At 72.1% G+C, this 14,078-nt stretch carries 12 protein-coding genes; 3 read left to right on the plus strand and 9 right to left on the minus strand.

Annotation, left to right across the window (positions count from 1 at the left end):
* Nucleotides 1-87: 87 nt before the first annotated feature.
* The 5 genes from CSR00_RS27165 to CSR00_RS27185 all read right to left on the minus strand — a co-directional run bounded on the left by CSR00_RS27165 (nt 88) and on the right by CSR00_RS27185 (nt 6,268).
* Nucleotides 88-2,304: an AAA family ATPase gene (locus CSR00_RS27165; RefSeq protein ID WP_099025500.1), complete on the minus strand. Its 2,217-nt coding sequence runs from the start codon at nt 2,302-2,304 to the stop codon at nt 88-90.
* 12 nt (nt 2,305-2,316) lie between these two features.
* On the minus strand, nt 2,317-3,186 hold the full coding sequence (gene pssA / locus CSR00_RS27170; protein WP_099025501.1) for a CDP-diacylglycerol--serine O-phosphatidyltransferase: 870 nt from the start codon (nt 3,184-3,186) through the stop codon (nt 2,317-2,319).
* On the minus strand, nt 3,183-3,878 hold the full coding sequence (locus tag CSR00_RS27175; RefSeq protein WP_099025502.1) for a phosphatidylserine decarboxylase: 696 nt from the start codon (nt 3,876-3,878) through the stop codon (nt 3,183-3,185). Before CSR00_RS27175 ends, pssA begins: the two co-directional genes overlap by 4 nt.
* A 247-nt stretch (nt 3,879-4,125) precedes the next feature.
* Entirely contained in the window at nt 4,126-5,334 is a 1,209-nt protein-coding gene (gene moeA / locus CSR00_RS27180) for a molybdopterin molybdotransferase MoeA (RefSeq protein ID WP_099025509.1), read from the minus strand.
* A 13-nt stretch (nt 5,335-5,347) separates the two neighbouring features.
* Nucleotides 5,348-6,268, minus strand: coding sequence for an SDR family NAD(P)-dependent oxidoreductase (locus CSR00_RS27185; protein ID WP_099025503.1), 921 nt, complete (start codon nt 6,266-6,268; stop codon nt 5,348-5,350).
* Nucleotides 6,269-6,363: 95 nt separating this feature from the next.
* Here CSR00_RS27185 and CSR00_RS27190 point away from each other — a divergent pair, with 95 nt between their 5' ends.
* Genes CSR00_RS27190 through CSR00_RS27200 form a run of 3 tightly spaced genes read left to right on the plus strand, consistent with a single transcriptional unit; the run spans nt 6,364 to nt 9,240 of the window.
* Nucleotides 6,364-6,873, plus strand: coding sequence for a PH domain-containing protein (locus CSR00_RS27190; RefSeq protein ID WP_099025504.1), 510 nt, complete (start codon nt 6,364-6,366; stop codon nt 6,871-6,873).
* A gap of 26 nt (nt 6,874-6,899) precedes the next feature.
* Nucleotides 6,900-8,378, plus strand: a complete 1,479-nt coding sequence (locus CSR00_RS27195; protein ID WP_099025510.1) for a PH domain-containing protein — start codon at nt 6,900-6,902, stop codon at nt 8,376-8,378.
* A gap of 46 nt (nt 8,379-8,424) precedes the next feature.
* The gene (locus CSR00_RS27200; RefSeq protein WP_099025505.1) at nt 8,425-9,240 is read left to right on the plus strand and encodes an HAD-IIA family hydrolase; all 816 of its coding nucleotides are present in this window, start codon (nt 8,425-8,427) and stop codon (nt 9,238-9,240) included.
* A 56-nt stretch (nt 9,241-9,296) separates the two neighbouring features.
* Here CSR00_RS27200 and CSR00_RS27205 read toward each other — a convergent pair whose 3' ends face one another.
* From CSR00_RS27205 to CSR00_RS27220, 4 genes are all read right to left on the minus strand, one after another.
* Nucleotides 9,297-9,647, minus strand: coding sequence for a hypothetical protein (locus tag CSR00_RS27205; protein ID WP_245906636.1), 351 nt, complete (start codon nt 9,645-9,647; stop codon nt 9,297-9,299).
* Nucleotides 9,648-9,883: 236 nt separating this feature from the next.
* Nucleotides 9,884-11,578 carry a DEAD/DEAH box helicase gene (locus CSR00_RS27210; protein WP_099025507.1) on the minus strand — a complete coding sequence of 565 codons (1,695 nt, stop codon included), beginning with the start codon at nt 11,576-11,578 and terminating at the stop codon, nt 9,884-9,886.
* Between the two features lie 115 nt (nt 11,579-11,693).
* Complete coding sequence (pcp, locus tag CSR00_RS27215) at nt 11,694-12,362, minus strand: pyroglutamyl-peptidase I (RefSeq protein ID WP_099025508.1); 669 nt, start codon at nt 12,360-12,362, stop codon at nt 11,694-11,696.
* 186 nt (nt 12,363-12,548) lie between these two features.
* A partial coding sequence (locus tag CSR00_RS27220; protein WP_176562293.1) for a cellulase family glycosylhydrolase occupies nt 12,549-14,078 on the minus strand: 1,530 nt, incomplete at its 5' end.

Here is a 14,078-nt window from a genome sequence, read left to right on the forward strand (position 1 = left end):
GATCTGCACGCACGTTCGGTGCGGGTAGGGCGGGATGCGGGTGTGGTGGGTAGGGCGGGATGCGGGTGTCGGCAGGCGGGTGTCAGCTCAGCGCGCCGAGAACTCCCGCAACGCCAGGACCTGTGCCGCGTCCAGCGACGGGCGGACGTTCTCGCGGGCCGTCGCCACGTCGGCGGCGGTGACCGCGGCGGCGTCGATGGAGCGCCGCATCGCCGTCATCGCGGCCTCGCGCAGCAGCGCCACACAGTCCGCGGCGCTGTAGCCGTCGAGCTCGGCCGCCAACGCGCCCAGGTCCACGTCGTCGGACAGCGGAACCGACTTGGCCGCCGTGCGCAGGATGTCGCGACGGGCCTCGGCGTCGGGCGGTTCGACGAACACCAGCCGCTCCAGCCGCCCGGGCCGCAGCAGCGCCGGATCGATCAGATCCGGCCGGTTGGTGGCGCCGAGCACCACGACGTCGCGCAGCGGCTCCACACCGTCGAGCTCGGTGAGCAGGGCCGCCACCACGCGGTCGGTGACCCCGGAGTCGAAGCTCTGCCCGCGCCGCGGGGCCAGGGCGTCGATCTCGTCGAGGAACACCAGCGACGGGGCCGAGTCGCGGGCCCGGCGGAACAGTTCGCGGACGGCCTTCTCGCTGGAGCCGACCCACTTGTCCATCAGCTCGGCGCCCTTGACCGCGTGCACCGAGAGCCGGCCCGTGGAGGCCAGCGCCCGCACCACGAACGTCTTACCGCAGCCGGGCGGGCCGTAGAGCAGCACACCGCGCGGCGGCTCCACGCCGAGGCGGGCGAAGGTGTCGGGGTGCTGCAGCGGCCACAGCACCGCCTCGGTCAGCGCCTGCTTGGTATCGGCCATGTCGCCGACGTCCTCCAGCGTGACCGCCCCGACGGCGACCTCCTCGGTGGCCGACCGCGACAGCGGCCGGATCACCGTCAGCGCGCCGGTCAGATCGGTCTGGGTCAGCGCCGGAGGTGCGCCGTCGGCGCTGGCCCGTGAGGCGGCGCGCAGGGCGGCCTCACGCACCAGCGCCTGCAGGTCGGCCACCACGAACCCCGGCGTGCGGCCGGCGATCTCCTCCAGATTCAGGCCCTCGGCCGGCACCGCGCGCAGCAGCACCTCCAGCAGCTGCCTGCGGGTCGCCGCGTCGGGCAGCGTCAGCCCCAGCTCGCGGTCGCACAGCTCGGGGGCGCGCAGCCGGGCGTCGACGCCGTCGGGTTTCGCCGAGGTGGCGATGAAGGCCACCCCCGGCGTCGCGACGGCCTTGCGCAGCTCGGCCAGGATCATGCTCGCCACGGGTTCGGGATCGGCCGGCAGCAGCGCATCGATGTCGCTGATCAGCAGAACCCCGCCGCCGGCCTCGTCGGGTGTGACGGGTTTACCCGCGGCGACCACCGCCCGCGCGACGGTCGTGAGCCGGTCGGCGGCCGCCAGCGCGCCCACCTCGGGCCCGTCGAGTTCGACGAGCCGGCGGTCGGCACACACGGTGCGCACCATGGTGGCCTTGCCGACGCCGGCGGGCCCGGTCACCAGGACACCGAGACGCGGGCTGGCGCCCAGCTTCTGCAGCAGCTGCGGCTCGTCGAGCGACAGTTTGAGCCACTCGGTGAGCTTGCCGGCCTGCACGTGCGCACCCTTGAGGTCGTCGAAGGACACCTCGGGCACGCCGGGCGGGACGGGGGGTTCGTTGGTACGGGCGATTCCGGCGTCGGGACCGGTGGTCCGCGGCTCCCAGGCCGGTCCGTGCGGTTCCCACTCGCCCCAGGCCACCAGCGAGTTCGGCTGGACGCTGACCGGCCCGGCCGGATCGACGGTGGTGACGGTCAGCAGCTCCGAGGTCCAGGTGATGCCGACCGCGGACGCGAGCGCCGTGCCGGCCTGCGAGTTCGACGACCCGGGCCCCAGGTCGCGGGGCAGCAGCGAGACGATGTCGCCGACGGTCATCACCTTGCCCAGCAGCGCCTGGCGCAGCGTCGCCGGCGACACCGACCGCGAGGCGAGCCGCGAGCCCGTCACGATCACCGACTTCGCGCCGTAGACCGTCACCGGGGCGACGACGACGCCGGCGTCCTCGCGCAGCCCGGCATTGGACAGGGTGACGTCATCGAGCAGGGCGGTACCCGGGGCGATGTCCGGCCCCGCCAGCCCGACGACCGCGGCGGTGGTCCGCGAACCGGTCAGCGAGACCGCGTCCCACTCGCGGATACCCAGCGCCGCCACCGCCTCGGGGTGCAGGCGGATCACCCCGCGCCGACTGTCGAGGGCGGAGGTGTTCAGCCGGGCGGTCAAGGACAGCTGCGGGGCCATCTCGGCGTTGCCCTAACGGCCCGGCTTGCGCAGCCGCAGCCGCGCCGAGGAGCGGCGGTGGGCGATCCTGCGGTTGGGGTGCTGGGCGCGACGGAACTCCCGCCTGGCCTGGCGTTGCTGTTTGGGTTTGTCGTTCCACACCTCGGGGTGCTGGGCCAGCCACGCCTTGGTGCGCACCGCGAACGGGATGTGGATCACGTAGGCGAGGATGATCGCCAGGATCACCAGGTAGCCGTAGAACACCGCCGCGGCCACCAGGATCGCCAGCAGCACCAGCAGCGGCACCACCATGGTGGGCGGCACCGCGAAGGTGTGGATCTTGCGCATCGGAACGGTGCTGACCACCAGCAGTGACACCCCGAGCATCCAGATCACCACCGCCGGCTCCGAGGTCCACCAGCCGTCGCCGAACTGCATCTTGGCGGCCAGCGGTCCGATCGCGCCGATGGCGCCGGCCGGTGCCGGCATGCCCACGAAGTACTCCTTCTCGTAGGCGGGTTGATCGCCGGCGTCGAGCATGGCGTTGTAGCGGGCCAGCCGCAGCACGATGCACACCGCGTACAGCAGCACCACGATCCAGCCGATCCGCGAGTGCGACAGCAGGGTGCCGTAGACGATCAACGCCGGCGCGACCCCGAAGTTGACGGCGTCGGCCAGCGAGTCGATCTCCTCGCCCATCTTGGAGGTGGCGTTGAGCATGCGTGCGGTCCGGCCGTCCAGCGCGTCGAGGATGGCCGCCACGGCCAGCAGCGCCATGGCCTCGGTGGGCCGGTTGTCGAGCGCGAACTTGACCGCCGAGAGCCCCAGACAGATCGCCGCGACGGTCATCGCGCTCGGCAGCAGCCGCAGGCTCACCTGCGGGGCACGGATGCGTGGTTTCATGACAGCTCGGCCAGCACGGTCTCACCCGCGATCGTCCGCTGCCCGACCGACACCAGGATCTGTGACCCCTCGGGTAGGTAGGTGTCCAGTCGCGACCCGTAGCGGATCAGCCCGTAGGTCTGGCCGATGTCGATCCTGTCGCCGGCTTCGATCTCGCAGACGATGCGCCGGGCCACCAGCCCGGCGATCTGGACGACGACGACGTCGCGGCCGTCGGGCATGCGGATCACCACGCTGTTGCGTTCGTTGTCGACGCTGGCGGCCGGCAGGTCGGCGGTCCCGAACAGCCCGGGGCGGTGCACCGCGGCCACCACCTCGCCGCCGATCGGGGCGCGCTGCACGTGGGCGTCGAGCACCGACAGGAAGATGCTGATCCGGGGCCGCGGGGTGGCGCCGAGGCCGAGCTCGGGCGGCGGCGGCGCGGACTCGATGAGGCAGATGGTGCCGTCCGCCGGGGCCACCACGGCGCCGGGGCGGGTCGGGGGCACGCGGTGGGGGTGCCGGAAGAACGCGGCGTTGGCCGCCGCGGCTGCCAGTCCGGCCGTCCAGGCCCAGCGGTGCTTGCGGCCCAGGGCGGCGAACGCCAGGCCGGCGGCGACGAACGGCCGCCCGGCGGGATGCATGGGCGGGATCTGCGAGCGGACCAGGTCCAGCAGGTGTGACGTCTCGGACGTGCGGGGGCGGCGGGCCACCGGGCCATTCTATGTAGCCCGCCCGCCGGTGCCGGCGGACGGGAGGGGCGGTTACTTGTTGCAGCCGCTGCTCGGCTTGGAGCAGTGCGCGCCGCTGGCGCAGCGTTCGCAGCTGCAGTTGCAGCTGCGGTTGGCGGGCGCGTGCGGGTGATCCTGTCGGGACATGTCTGGTGCTCCTCGCCGTTGAGGTCGGTGATGCTCTCACCCTTGCACACAGCCATGCCGAGCGGCGCATATTTGCGCGCTGTCAACCCGTCAGATCCCACACCCGCACCGCGGCGCCGGATTCGACGTGGGTGACGTCCTCGGGGATCTCCAGCAGACAGTTCGACGAGGCCAGCCAGCGCAGGTGGTGGGAGGCCGGCGGGCCGTAGGTGGTGACGCGGTCACCCTCGAGGACCCCACGGCGGAACTGGCGCTTGCCGGCCGGGGAACTCAGCGCTTCGGTCAGGGTCGCCGACCGCTGTGGCCGCCGCGGGTGCGCCAGACCCATCGCGGCGCGCAACGCCGGCCGGACGAACACCTCGAAGGACACCAGGGCGCTGACCGGGTTGCCGGGCAGGGTGACGATCGGGACCCCGGAGACCCGCCCCGCTCCCTGCGGCATCCCGGGCTGCATCGCGACCTTGGCGAACTGCACCTCGTCGCCGGACCGGTCGCCACCGGAGAGGGTGTCCTTGACCACCTCGTAGGCGCCCGCGCTGACACCGCCGGTGGTGACGATCAGGTCGGCGCCGGGCGTGTGGCGCTGCAGCGCCGAGCGGAACTCCGCGACATCGTCACCGGTCATGGTGGCCGCCACCACCTCGCCGCCGGCCTCGCGCACCGCCGCGGCCAGCATCACCGCGTTGGACTCGTAGATCTGCCCCGGTTTCAGCGGTGCGCCCGGGGCCACCAACTCGGTGCCCGTCGACATCACCAGCACCCGCTGGCGTGGCCGGACCGTCAGCTCGGCGATGCCCAGCGCCGCGGCCAGACCCAACGCGGCCGGGGTCATGGTGGCGCCGCGGTGCAGCACGGTGGTGCCCGCGGTCACGTCCTCGCCGGCCCGCCGGATGTGCGCGCCGGGTTCGGCCGCCGAGCGGATCTCGACGGTGCCGGTGCCGCCGTCGGTGGCCTCCACCGGGACGACGGCGGTGGCGCCGGCCGGCAGCGGTGCACCCGTCATGATGCGGTGGGCGGTCCCGGCGGCCAGCGTCAGCGCATCGGTGCGGCCGGCCGGGATGTCCTCGGCGACGGGCAGCCGCACCGGCCGCTCCGGCGACGCGGAGGCGACGTCCTCGGCCAGGACGGCGTACCCGTCCATGGCCGAGTTGTCGAATCCCGGCAGGGAAAGACCCGCCACCACGTCGTCGGCCAGCACCAGACCCTCGGCCGGGGCCAGGGCGAGGGCGGCCGCCGGACGCGGCTGGATGAGGGCGGCGACGATGCGCTCGTGCTCTTCGACGGTCCGCATGTCGGTGCGCATCTCAGACCGGGTAGCTCACACCGGTGAGCTCCTCGGAGACGGTCCAGAGTCGCTGCTGGACGGCGCGGTCGTGGGACTGTCGGCTGGACTGCACCAGCTTGGGGTGGCCGCGCAGTTCGCGGAACCCGTCGGGCCCGTAGTACTGGCCGCCGCGCACGTCGGGGTCGGTGGCGGCGCGCAGGGTGGGCAGCGCGCCCAGCTCGGCGCTGTTGAACACCAGGGCGGCCAGCTGTTTCATGCCGGGTAGCCCCATGCCGGGCGTGTGCCGGGTCAGCTCGGTGTTGGAGACGCCGGGGTGGGCGGCCACCGCGATGGTGGGGGCACCGGCCGCGGCCAGCCGTCGCTGCAGCTCGTAGGCGAACATCAGGTTGGCCAGCTTGGACTGGCCGTAGGCGGCCACCCGCTCGTAGCGGCGGTGTTCCCACTGCAGGTCGTCGAAGTCGATCTTGGCCCGGATCTTGTGGGCGACGCTGGCGACCACCACGACCCGCGATCCGTCGACGCCGAGCAGGTTCTCCAGCAGCAGTCCCGTCAACGCGAAGTGCCCCAGGTGGTTGGTGCCGAACTGCAGCTCGAACCCGTCGGCGGTGGTCTCCTTGGGCGGGTACATCACGCCGGCGTTGTTGACCAGCAGGTCGATGCGCGGATAGTTGGCCTTCAGCTCGGCCGCCGAGGTGCGCACCGACTGCAGCGAGCCCAGATCCAGCGGCTGCACGGCGACGTCGGCGCGGGGGACCGCGCCGACGATGCGGGCGGCCGCGGCGTTGCCCTTGTCGGTGTTGCGCACGGCGAGCACCACGGTGGCGCCGCGGGCGGCGAGGACCCGTGCGGTGTCGAAACCCAGGCCGGTGTTGGCGCCGGTGACGATGGCGATCCGGCCGGTCTGGTCGGGGACGTCGTTCTCACTCCATGTGGGGCTCATGCATAGAACATACGGCCGGCCCGGGCCGCGGCGGGTGGCTACTGCGGCGTCGGGGCGGTCATGACTTCCGGGCGCCCCTGCGTCATCCTCGAACCATGGACAGCGCAGCGGCACGCGACCGCGTCGGGCTCGTCGATCCGGCGCACCCGCCCAGCAGTAAGGCGCCGCTGGTGTGGGCGCTGGGCAACGCCATTCCCTGGGCGGTGCTGGCGTTCGCGCAGCTGGTCTGGTTGGTGCTGGACCGCAGCCTGGGGTGGTTGCACGTGCTGGTGGCCGCGCTGAGCGTGCTGGGCGCGGCGTTCGCCGTGGTCGTGGTGCCGCTGTGGCGGTACCGGGTGCACCGCTGGGAGGTCAGCCCCACCGCCGTCTACACCCGCACCGGCTGGGTGGTGCAGGAGCGCCGGATCGCGCCGATCTCGCGGGTGCAGACCGTCGACACCCACCGCGGCCCGCTGGACCGGCTGTTCGGGCTGGCCAACGTGACGGTGACGACGGCGTCCTCGGCCGGGGCCGTGCAGATCGTGGCGCTGGACGCGCCCGTCGCCGACGCCATCGTGGCGCGGCTGACCGACATCGCGGCGATCGGCGCCGGGGACGCCACGTGAGCCAGTGGCAGCGGCTGAGCCCCCGCATGCTGCTGGTGCACCCGGTGCACGAACTGTTGCGCCAGCTGCCGCTGCTGGTCGGCGCGATCGTGCTGGGCCGCGCCACCGGAAACCCGCTGTGGTCACTGCTGGGCGTGGCCATCATCGTGGCCCTCGGTGTGGCGCGCTGGTTCACCACCACCTACCGGATCGACGAGGACGAGGTGCGGTTGCGCACCGGGGTGCTGCAGCGCAGCGCGGTGGCGCTGCCCCGCAACCGGATCCGGTCGGTGCAGACCGAGGCGCGCCTGCTGCACCGGCTGCTGGGCCTGATGGTGCTGCGCGTCGGCACGGGGCAGCAGGCCGTCGGCGAGCGGGTCTTCGAACTCGACGCCGTACCCACCGAGGAGGTGCCGCGGCTGCGGGCGATCCTGCTGGCCTACGCGGCACCGGGCCGTGCGGGCGGCCGGGCCGACACCGGCACCGGCACCGGCACCGACACCGGTACCGACACCGACAGCGGGGCGGCGCGGGTCACGGTGCTGGCCCGCTGGCAGCCGGCCTGGCTGCGATACAGCCCGCTGAGCCTGTCGGGGCTGGTGATGATCGGGGCCGCGGTCGGCCTGCTCTACCAGGCCGGGTTCGGCGCGGCGGTGCAGGAGTCCGCGGCCGTGGAGTCGGGCCTGGCGGCCGCGCGGAGCTTCGGCCCGGTGGTTGCGGCGATCATCGGGGTGACGGTGGTGGTCCTGGCCAGTGTGGTGCTGGCGGTCGGGCGCTCGCTGCTGACCTACGGCAACCTGGTGCTGGAGCGGCGCCGATCACCCGGTGACACGCTGCATCTGCGGCACGGGCTGCTGCGGATCACCGAACGCACCTTCGACATGAGCCGGCTGCGTGGCGGCTCGCTGCGGGAGCCGCTGGTGGTGCGCTGGTTCGGCGGAGCCCGCCTGGACGCCATCATGACCGGGGTGCACGGGGCGGGCGAGTCGTCGCTGCTGCTGCCGCCGTGTCCCGGGCCGACCGCCCGCGGGGTGCTCACCGAGCTGGTCGGGGACGGCGATGTCGTCGGCGGGGCGTTGCGCTCCCACGGCCGCGCCGCGGCACGCCGGCGCTTCGTCCGGGCGCTGGCGCCGCCGGCGGCGCTGCTGGTGGTTCTGGTCGCGGGGCAGGCGGTGTGGCATCCGCCGCTCTGGGTGTGGGGGCTGTGGGCGGTGCTGACGGCGGGGAGCGTGGCGCTTGCCGCCGACCGGGTCCGGGCGCTGGGACACCGCGTCGACGCCGACTGGCTGGTGGCCCGCCAGGGCAGCGCCGAACGGCGCCGGGACTGTGTGGCCACCGCCGGGATCGTGGGCTGGACGGTGCGTCAGAGCTGGTTTCAGCGCCGCGCCGGGGTGGCCACACTGGTCGCCGCCACCGCTGCGGGCACCAAGCGCTACGAGGTTCTCGACATTCCCGCGGAGCTGGCCTGGACCGTCGCGGCGCGCGCATCGCCGTGGGTGGCGGACAGCATGTGGGCCAGGATGTAGGGCGGTCCCGAGTTGCGTGTGTGGCAGGCGCGTTTACTGTCGCACCATGGCGACCGGCGGAGTGCTCTTTGACATCGACGGTGTGCTGGTGACGTCGTGGCAGCCGATTCCCGGCGCGGCCCAGACCCTGCAGGTCCTGGCCGACCACCAGATCGCCCGTTCCTACCTCACCAACACCACCACCCGGACCCGTGAGCAGATCGCCGATCTGCTCACCGAGGCCGGGATGGCCGTCACCCCCGACGAGGTGATCACCGCGGCGGTGCTCACCGCCGATTTCGTCCGCGATCGGTATCCGGGTGCACGGTGCTTCCTGGTCAACAGCGGAGTGATCGCCGACGACATGCCGGGCATCGACCTGGTGTCGTCGGTGGAGACACGCGGCGGGCCGATGCCCGACGCCCCCGACGTGGTGTTGATGGGCGGGGCCGGTCCGGAGTACGACCACGTCACGTTGAGCTGGGTCTACGACTGGATGGCCCAGGGCGTGCCCGTGGTGGCGATGCACCGCAGCACGTCGTGGACGACCACCGAGGGCCTGCGCATCGACACCGGCATGTATCTGCTCGGGATGGAGGAGGTGTCGGGCCGCAAGGCCACCGCCGTCGGCAAGCCGGCCCCCGAGGGATTCCTGGCCTCGGCGGCGCGCCTCGGCGTGGAACCCGACGAGATGTACATGATCGGCGACGACCTGAACAACGACGTGCTGGCCGGTCAGGTGGTCGGCATGACCGGTGTGCTGGTGCGCACCGGCAAGTTCCGGCAGGACACGCTGGACCGCTGGGCCGCCGACGAGTTCGCCATGCAACCCAACTACGTCATCGACTCGGTGGCCGACCTGCCCGAACTGTTGGGGTTCTGAGGGGCTCCCACCCCGCCGAATCACCGCCCGGTCAGGGCGCGGGAATCACCGCCCGGTCAGGGCGCGGGAACGGTCACACAACCGACGCCGTCGATGCACCCGCCGCCGCCCTCGGGGCCGCCACCGCCGCTTCCGACGCCGGGGATGGTCCCGCTACCGCCCTGGGGGCCGCCGCTGCCGGTTGGCCCGCCCGGGATCGCCCCGCCGCCGCCGGGCTCCCCGGCCCCGGTGGGAGCGCCCGTGGGGGCATTCCCGGTGCCCGGCGCCGTCTGGGGTGCACTCGTGGGCGCACTGGTGGGTGCCGTCGTGCTGCTGGTGCTCGGGGTCGTCGTGGTGGTGTCACCGCCGTCACCGCCATCACCGCCGCAGGCGGCCAGCAGCGGGCCCGCGGCCACGGCGGCCGTCACGCCGAGCACGGCCGGCCAGGTGCGCCGGCGGCGCCGGGTCGGCGTGGTCGTTGCTGACGTCGCTGCTGACGTCGCTGCTGACGTCGTTGCTGACGTCGCGGATGTGGATGTCGCGGATGTGGATGTGGTGGTGGCGTCCCGATGTGCCATCTGGCGTTGCCCCGCTTCCCGGTGTCGGCGAATCTGCTCAGCGCCGACTTCCCCGAAGCGGGGATTTCTAATCGGCTACCGGTGACTCACAGTTCGCGCGCCAACTGGCGGACGGCCTCGATCCGGGCCTGGAGCTGGTCTCTGGTGGCCGCGGCGACCGGGGGACCGCCGCAGATGCGGCGCAGTTCGTTGTGGATCCAGCCGTGGGGTCTGCCGGTGCGGTGATGGGTCGCCGACACCAGGGCGTTGAGCTCCTTGCGCAGATCGCGGAGCTGCCCGTGGGTGGCCCGCGGCACCTGCTCGCCGGAGGCGGTGCGTTTCTGCAGCTGCTCGTCCTGCCGCTGGCGCAGCAGTTCGCGCATCTGCGCGGCGTCGAGCAGGCCCGGGATGCCGAGGTAGTCGGCCTCCTCGGGGCTGCCGGCCGGGGTTGCCGAGCCGAACGAGGAACCGTCGAAGATGACCTGGTCGAGTTCGGCGTCGGCGCCCAGCGAGGTGAAGCCGTTTTCCAGCTCGCTCTTCTCGGTCTTGCGTTGCTCGGCCAGTTCGGCGTCCAGCGGGTCGCCCTCGGATTCGCGGTGCGGCTTGCCCAGCACGTGGTTGCGCTGGGCCTCCAGCTCGCTGGCCAGTAGCAGCAGGTTGGGCACCGACGGCAGGAAGATGCTGGCGGTCTCGCCGGCCCGGCGCGACCGCACGAACCGCCCGATCGCCTGGGCGAAGAACAGCGGCGTCGAGGCGCTGGTCGCGTACACGCCGACCGACAGCCGCGGCACGTCGACACCCTCGGAGACCATCCGGACCGCCACCAGCCAGCGGCTGGCGGCCTGCGAATAGGCCGTGATGCGGTCCGAGGAGCCCGGGTCGTCGGAGAGCACCACCGTCGGTACTTCGCCGGTGATCCGGGTGAGCAGCTCGGCGTAGGCGCGGGCCGCGGTCTGATCGGAGGCGATGATCATCCCGCCCGCGTCGGGGACGTGTTCGCGCTTCTGCTGCAGCCGGCGATCGGCCGCGGCGATCACCGCGGGCATCCACTCGCCGGCCGGGTCGAGCGCGGTGCGCCAGGCGCGGGCGGTCTGCTCGGCGGACAGCGGCTCACCGAGGCGGGCGGCGTGCTCGTCACCGGCACTGTCGCGCCACCGCGCCTCACCGGAGTAGGCCAGGAACACCACCGGGCGCACCACACCGTCGGCCAGGGCATCGGAATAGCCGTAGATGTGATCGGCCTGCGACCGCATGAACCCTTCGGCGTCGGGAGAGTAGGTGACGAACGGGATGGCGCTGTCGTCGCTGCGGAACGGGGTCCCGGTCAGCGCGAGCCGGCGGGTGGCGTCGTCGAACGCCTCGCGGATCGCCTCGCCCCAGCTCTTGGCGTCACCGCCGTGGTGGATCTCGTCGAAGATGACCAGGGTCCGTCGGTTCTCCGTGCGTACCCGGTGCCGGGTCGGGTGGCTGGCCACCTGGGCGTAGGTGACGACGACGCCGTGGTACTCCGAGGACGTCTGGGCGTTGGAGTTGGAGAACTTCGGGTCCAGCGCGATCCCGTGCCGGGCCGCGGCCTGGGCCCACTGGATCTTGAGGTGCTCGGTGGGCACGACGACGGTGACCTGGTCCACGGTGCGCTCGCCGAGCAGCTCGGCGGCCACCCGCAGCGCGAAGGTGGTCTTACCCGAGCCGGGGGTGGCCACGGCCAGGAAGTCCCGCGGTTTGGCGGCCAGATATTTGACCAGTGCCCGTCGCTGCCAGCCCCGCAAAGCCTGGGTGCTGGGCGCTGCCTCAGCCCGCACCCGAAGACTCCTCTCTGATCGGAAAGCCAGACTAGTGCAGGGGATTACGGCTGTGCATCTTCCATCGGCGTGTCACGGGCCGTGTCCGGCGCCGTGTGGCCGGTGACCTGCCGACTCAGATCTGCAGCCGAGACAGGAACACCTCGGTACTGTCCTCGGTGCGGGTCACGGCCGCCTCGATCGCGGCCGCCACCCCCGCGGCCGAGGTCTGCACCGACATGCTGGGCGCGCCGAGGTTCTCCTCGCGCGCGGCGACCTCCGGCAGGAACGGCAGGTGGATCCAGCCGGCCCGGATCGGCAACTCCTTCGTGGCGATGTGGTGCAGCATCCCGTACATCAGGTGGTTGCACACGAAGGTCCCCGCGGCGTCGGACAGGTCGGCGGGCACACCGGCGCGCCGCATCGCCGAGACCATCGCCCGGTTGGGGGTGGTCGCCCAGTAGGCGACCGGGCCGTCGACCGCGGTGGGCTCACCGGAGAGCACCTTGCCGGCGGTGTCGGCCACGCCGTAGCGCGCGCAGTCGTTGAGGTTCTGCGCCAGCCGCTCGACGGTGATCACCGCGCGGCCACCGAACTCGCCCAGCATGATGAGCACGTCGGGGTGCTGCTCCTCGACGGCGGCGACGGTGGCCGCGACCGCCTCGAAGTATGCGCCGGGGACGATCCGCGACACCACCGACGCCCCGGCGATGGTTCGGCCGTCGAGCGCCTCGGCGGTCAGCTGCGCCGGGTTCACCGGAGCCATGGCATAGGGGCCGAAGCCCGTGACGAGCACCTTCGTCATGCGGGCACCTCCGTTCGGGGGATCGTGGTGGTCGGCGGTCCGGTCATCCGCCGCACCTCCAGCCTCCCCTGCCCGCGGCGATCCGGTGGCCCAAGCGCGGAATCGAACGGATCCGACGTGGCGAGCACGACCACCCCCGTCAGCGGTGGGCCACCGCCGACGGGGGTGACCCACCGGGCACCGTCGTCAGGCGACCGACCCGTCGAGGATGGTGCCGGTGGCCGACCCGTCGTCGATGGTGGCGCCCACCGGATCGGACAGGGCGACGGTGAACGTCTCGGCGCCCTCGGTGAGGGTGTCGGCGAGCACCACCACGGTGACCGTCTTGCTGGTCTGGCCTGGGTCGAAGGTGATGCTGCCGGAAGCGCCGACGTAGTCGGCGCCCTCGGCGGCGGTGCCACTGGAGGTGCTGTAGAGCACCGTCACCGGCGCGCTGGACGGCTGGGCCAGGGTGACCACGAACCGGGCGACGCTGGCCCCCGGGGAACCGTCGAGTTCGAACTGGATCGGTTCCAGATAGACCAGCTTGTTCTCGTTGACGGTGTCCCAGTCGTCGGCCAGGATGCCGCCGGTGTCACCCGAATTCGGGTTCCACGACCAGAACGTCCAGCTGATGCCCTCGTCGCCCTCGGGGATGTCGATCGTGCCGTTGTTGTCGAAGTCCCCGGACAGGTACCAGGTGATGGCCTCGTACCAGATGAGGTCCTTGGGATCGGTGAGCTTGGTGCCGAACTCGCCGATGTAGACCGGGGCGATCTCCTGCTCGTAGATGTAGCCCCACATCTGCTCGAAGACGTCGGGAAGATCCTCGCCGAAGTCGGCGGCCTGGAACCACGGCTGGGGATACACCGAATTGGGGTAGTCGTGCGGCGAGTAGACGAGCTGGTTGTCCACGTCGAGTTCGATCGGACGGTCCGCCACACCCATGAGATTGCCGCCGTACCAATAGTATTGGTTGTTGTAGGCGGCGACGCCCTCGACGATGACCAGCAGGTTCGGGTTGACCGCCAGCACGGCGTTGCCCGCGTCCTCGGCGGCCGCGGCCCAGTCGGTGGACCCGCCGCCGCCCCAGGTCCCGTTGTAGGGCTCGTTGTGCAGGTCGAAGCCGATGACCGTCGGGGTGTCGGCGTAGCGCGCGGCCAGCGACACCCAGTCGTCGATCCACCGCTGCTCGTCGTATTGGTTGTTGTACCACAGGCCGTTCTCGCTCACGCCGGCCCCGGCGGTGCTGCGGTGGTGATCGAGGATCACATACATCCCGATTTCACCGGCGTAGTCGATGACGGCGTCCATCACCTCCGTCGGGGACAGCCCCTGCAGGTCGGGATTGAGCGAGTAGTCGATGCCGCTGGGCGCCGACGTGGTGTGCAGCATCTCGTTGGAGTAGGGCAGCCGGATGGTGTTGAACCCGAGGTCGACCATCTGGTCCATCATGTCCTCGTAGTTGCGCGTCCACAGGCCGTGCGGCGCGTAGATCTCGCTTTCGAAACCGAACCAGTTCACCCCGGAGAGTTCGACCGGGTTGCCGGCGGAATCGACGATCTGGTTGCCGTCGGTGCTCAGCCAGCCCGTCGTCGACCCGTCACCCTCCACCACCGTCGCGTCGGCGATGCTCAGCGTCAGATCCCCGGGCGAGGCGGTGTCGTCGTTGGTGATGGTGGCGGTGGCGGTGGGGGTGGTCAGGGTCGGTCTCTTATACGCATCTGACGCTGCCGG

The sequence above is a fragment of the Mycolicibacterium palauense genome (assembly GCF_002592005.1).
Classification (GTDB): Bacteria; Actinomycetota; Actinomycetes; order Mycobacteriales; family Mycobacteriaceae; genus Mycobacterium; species Mycobacterium palauense.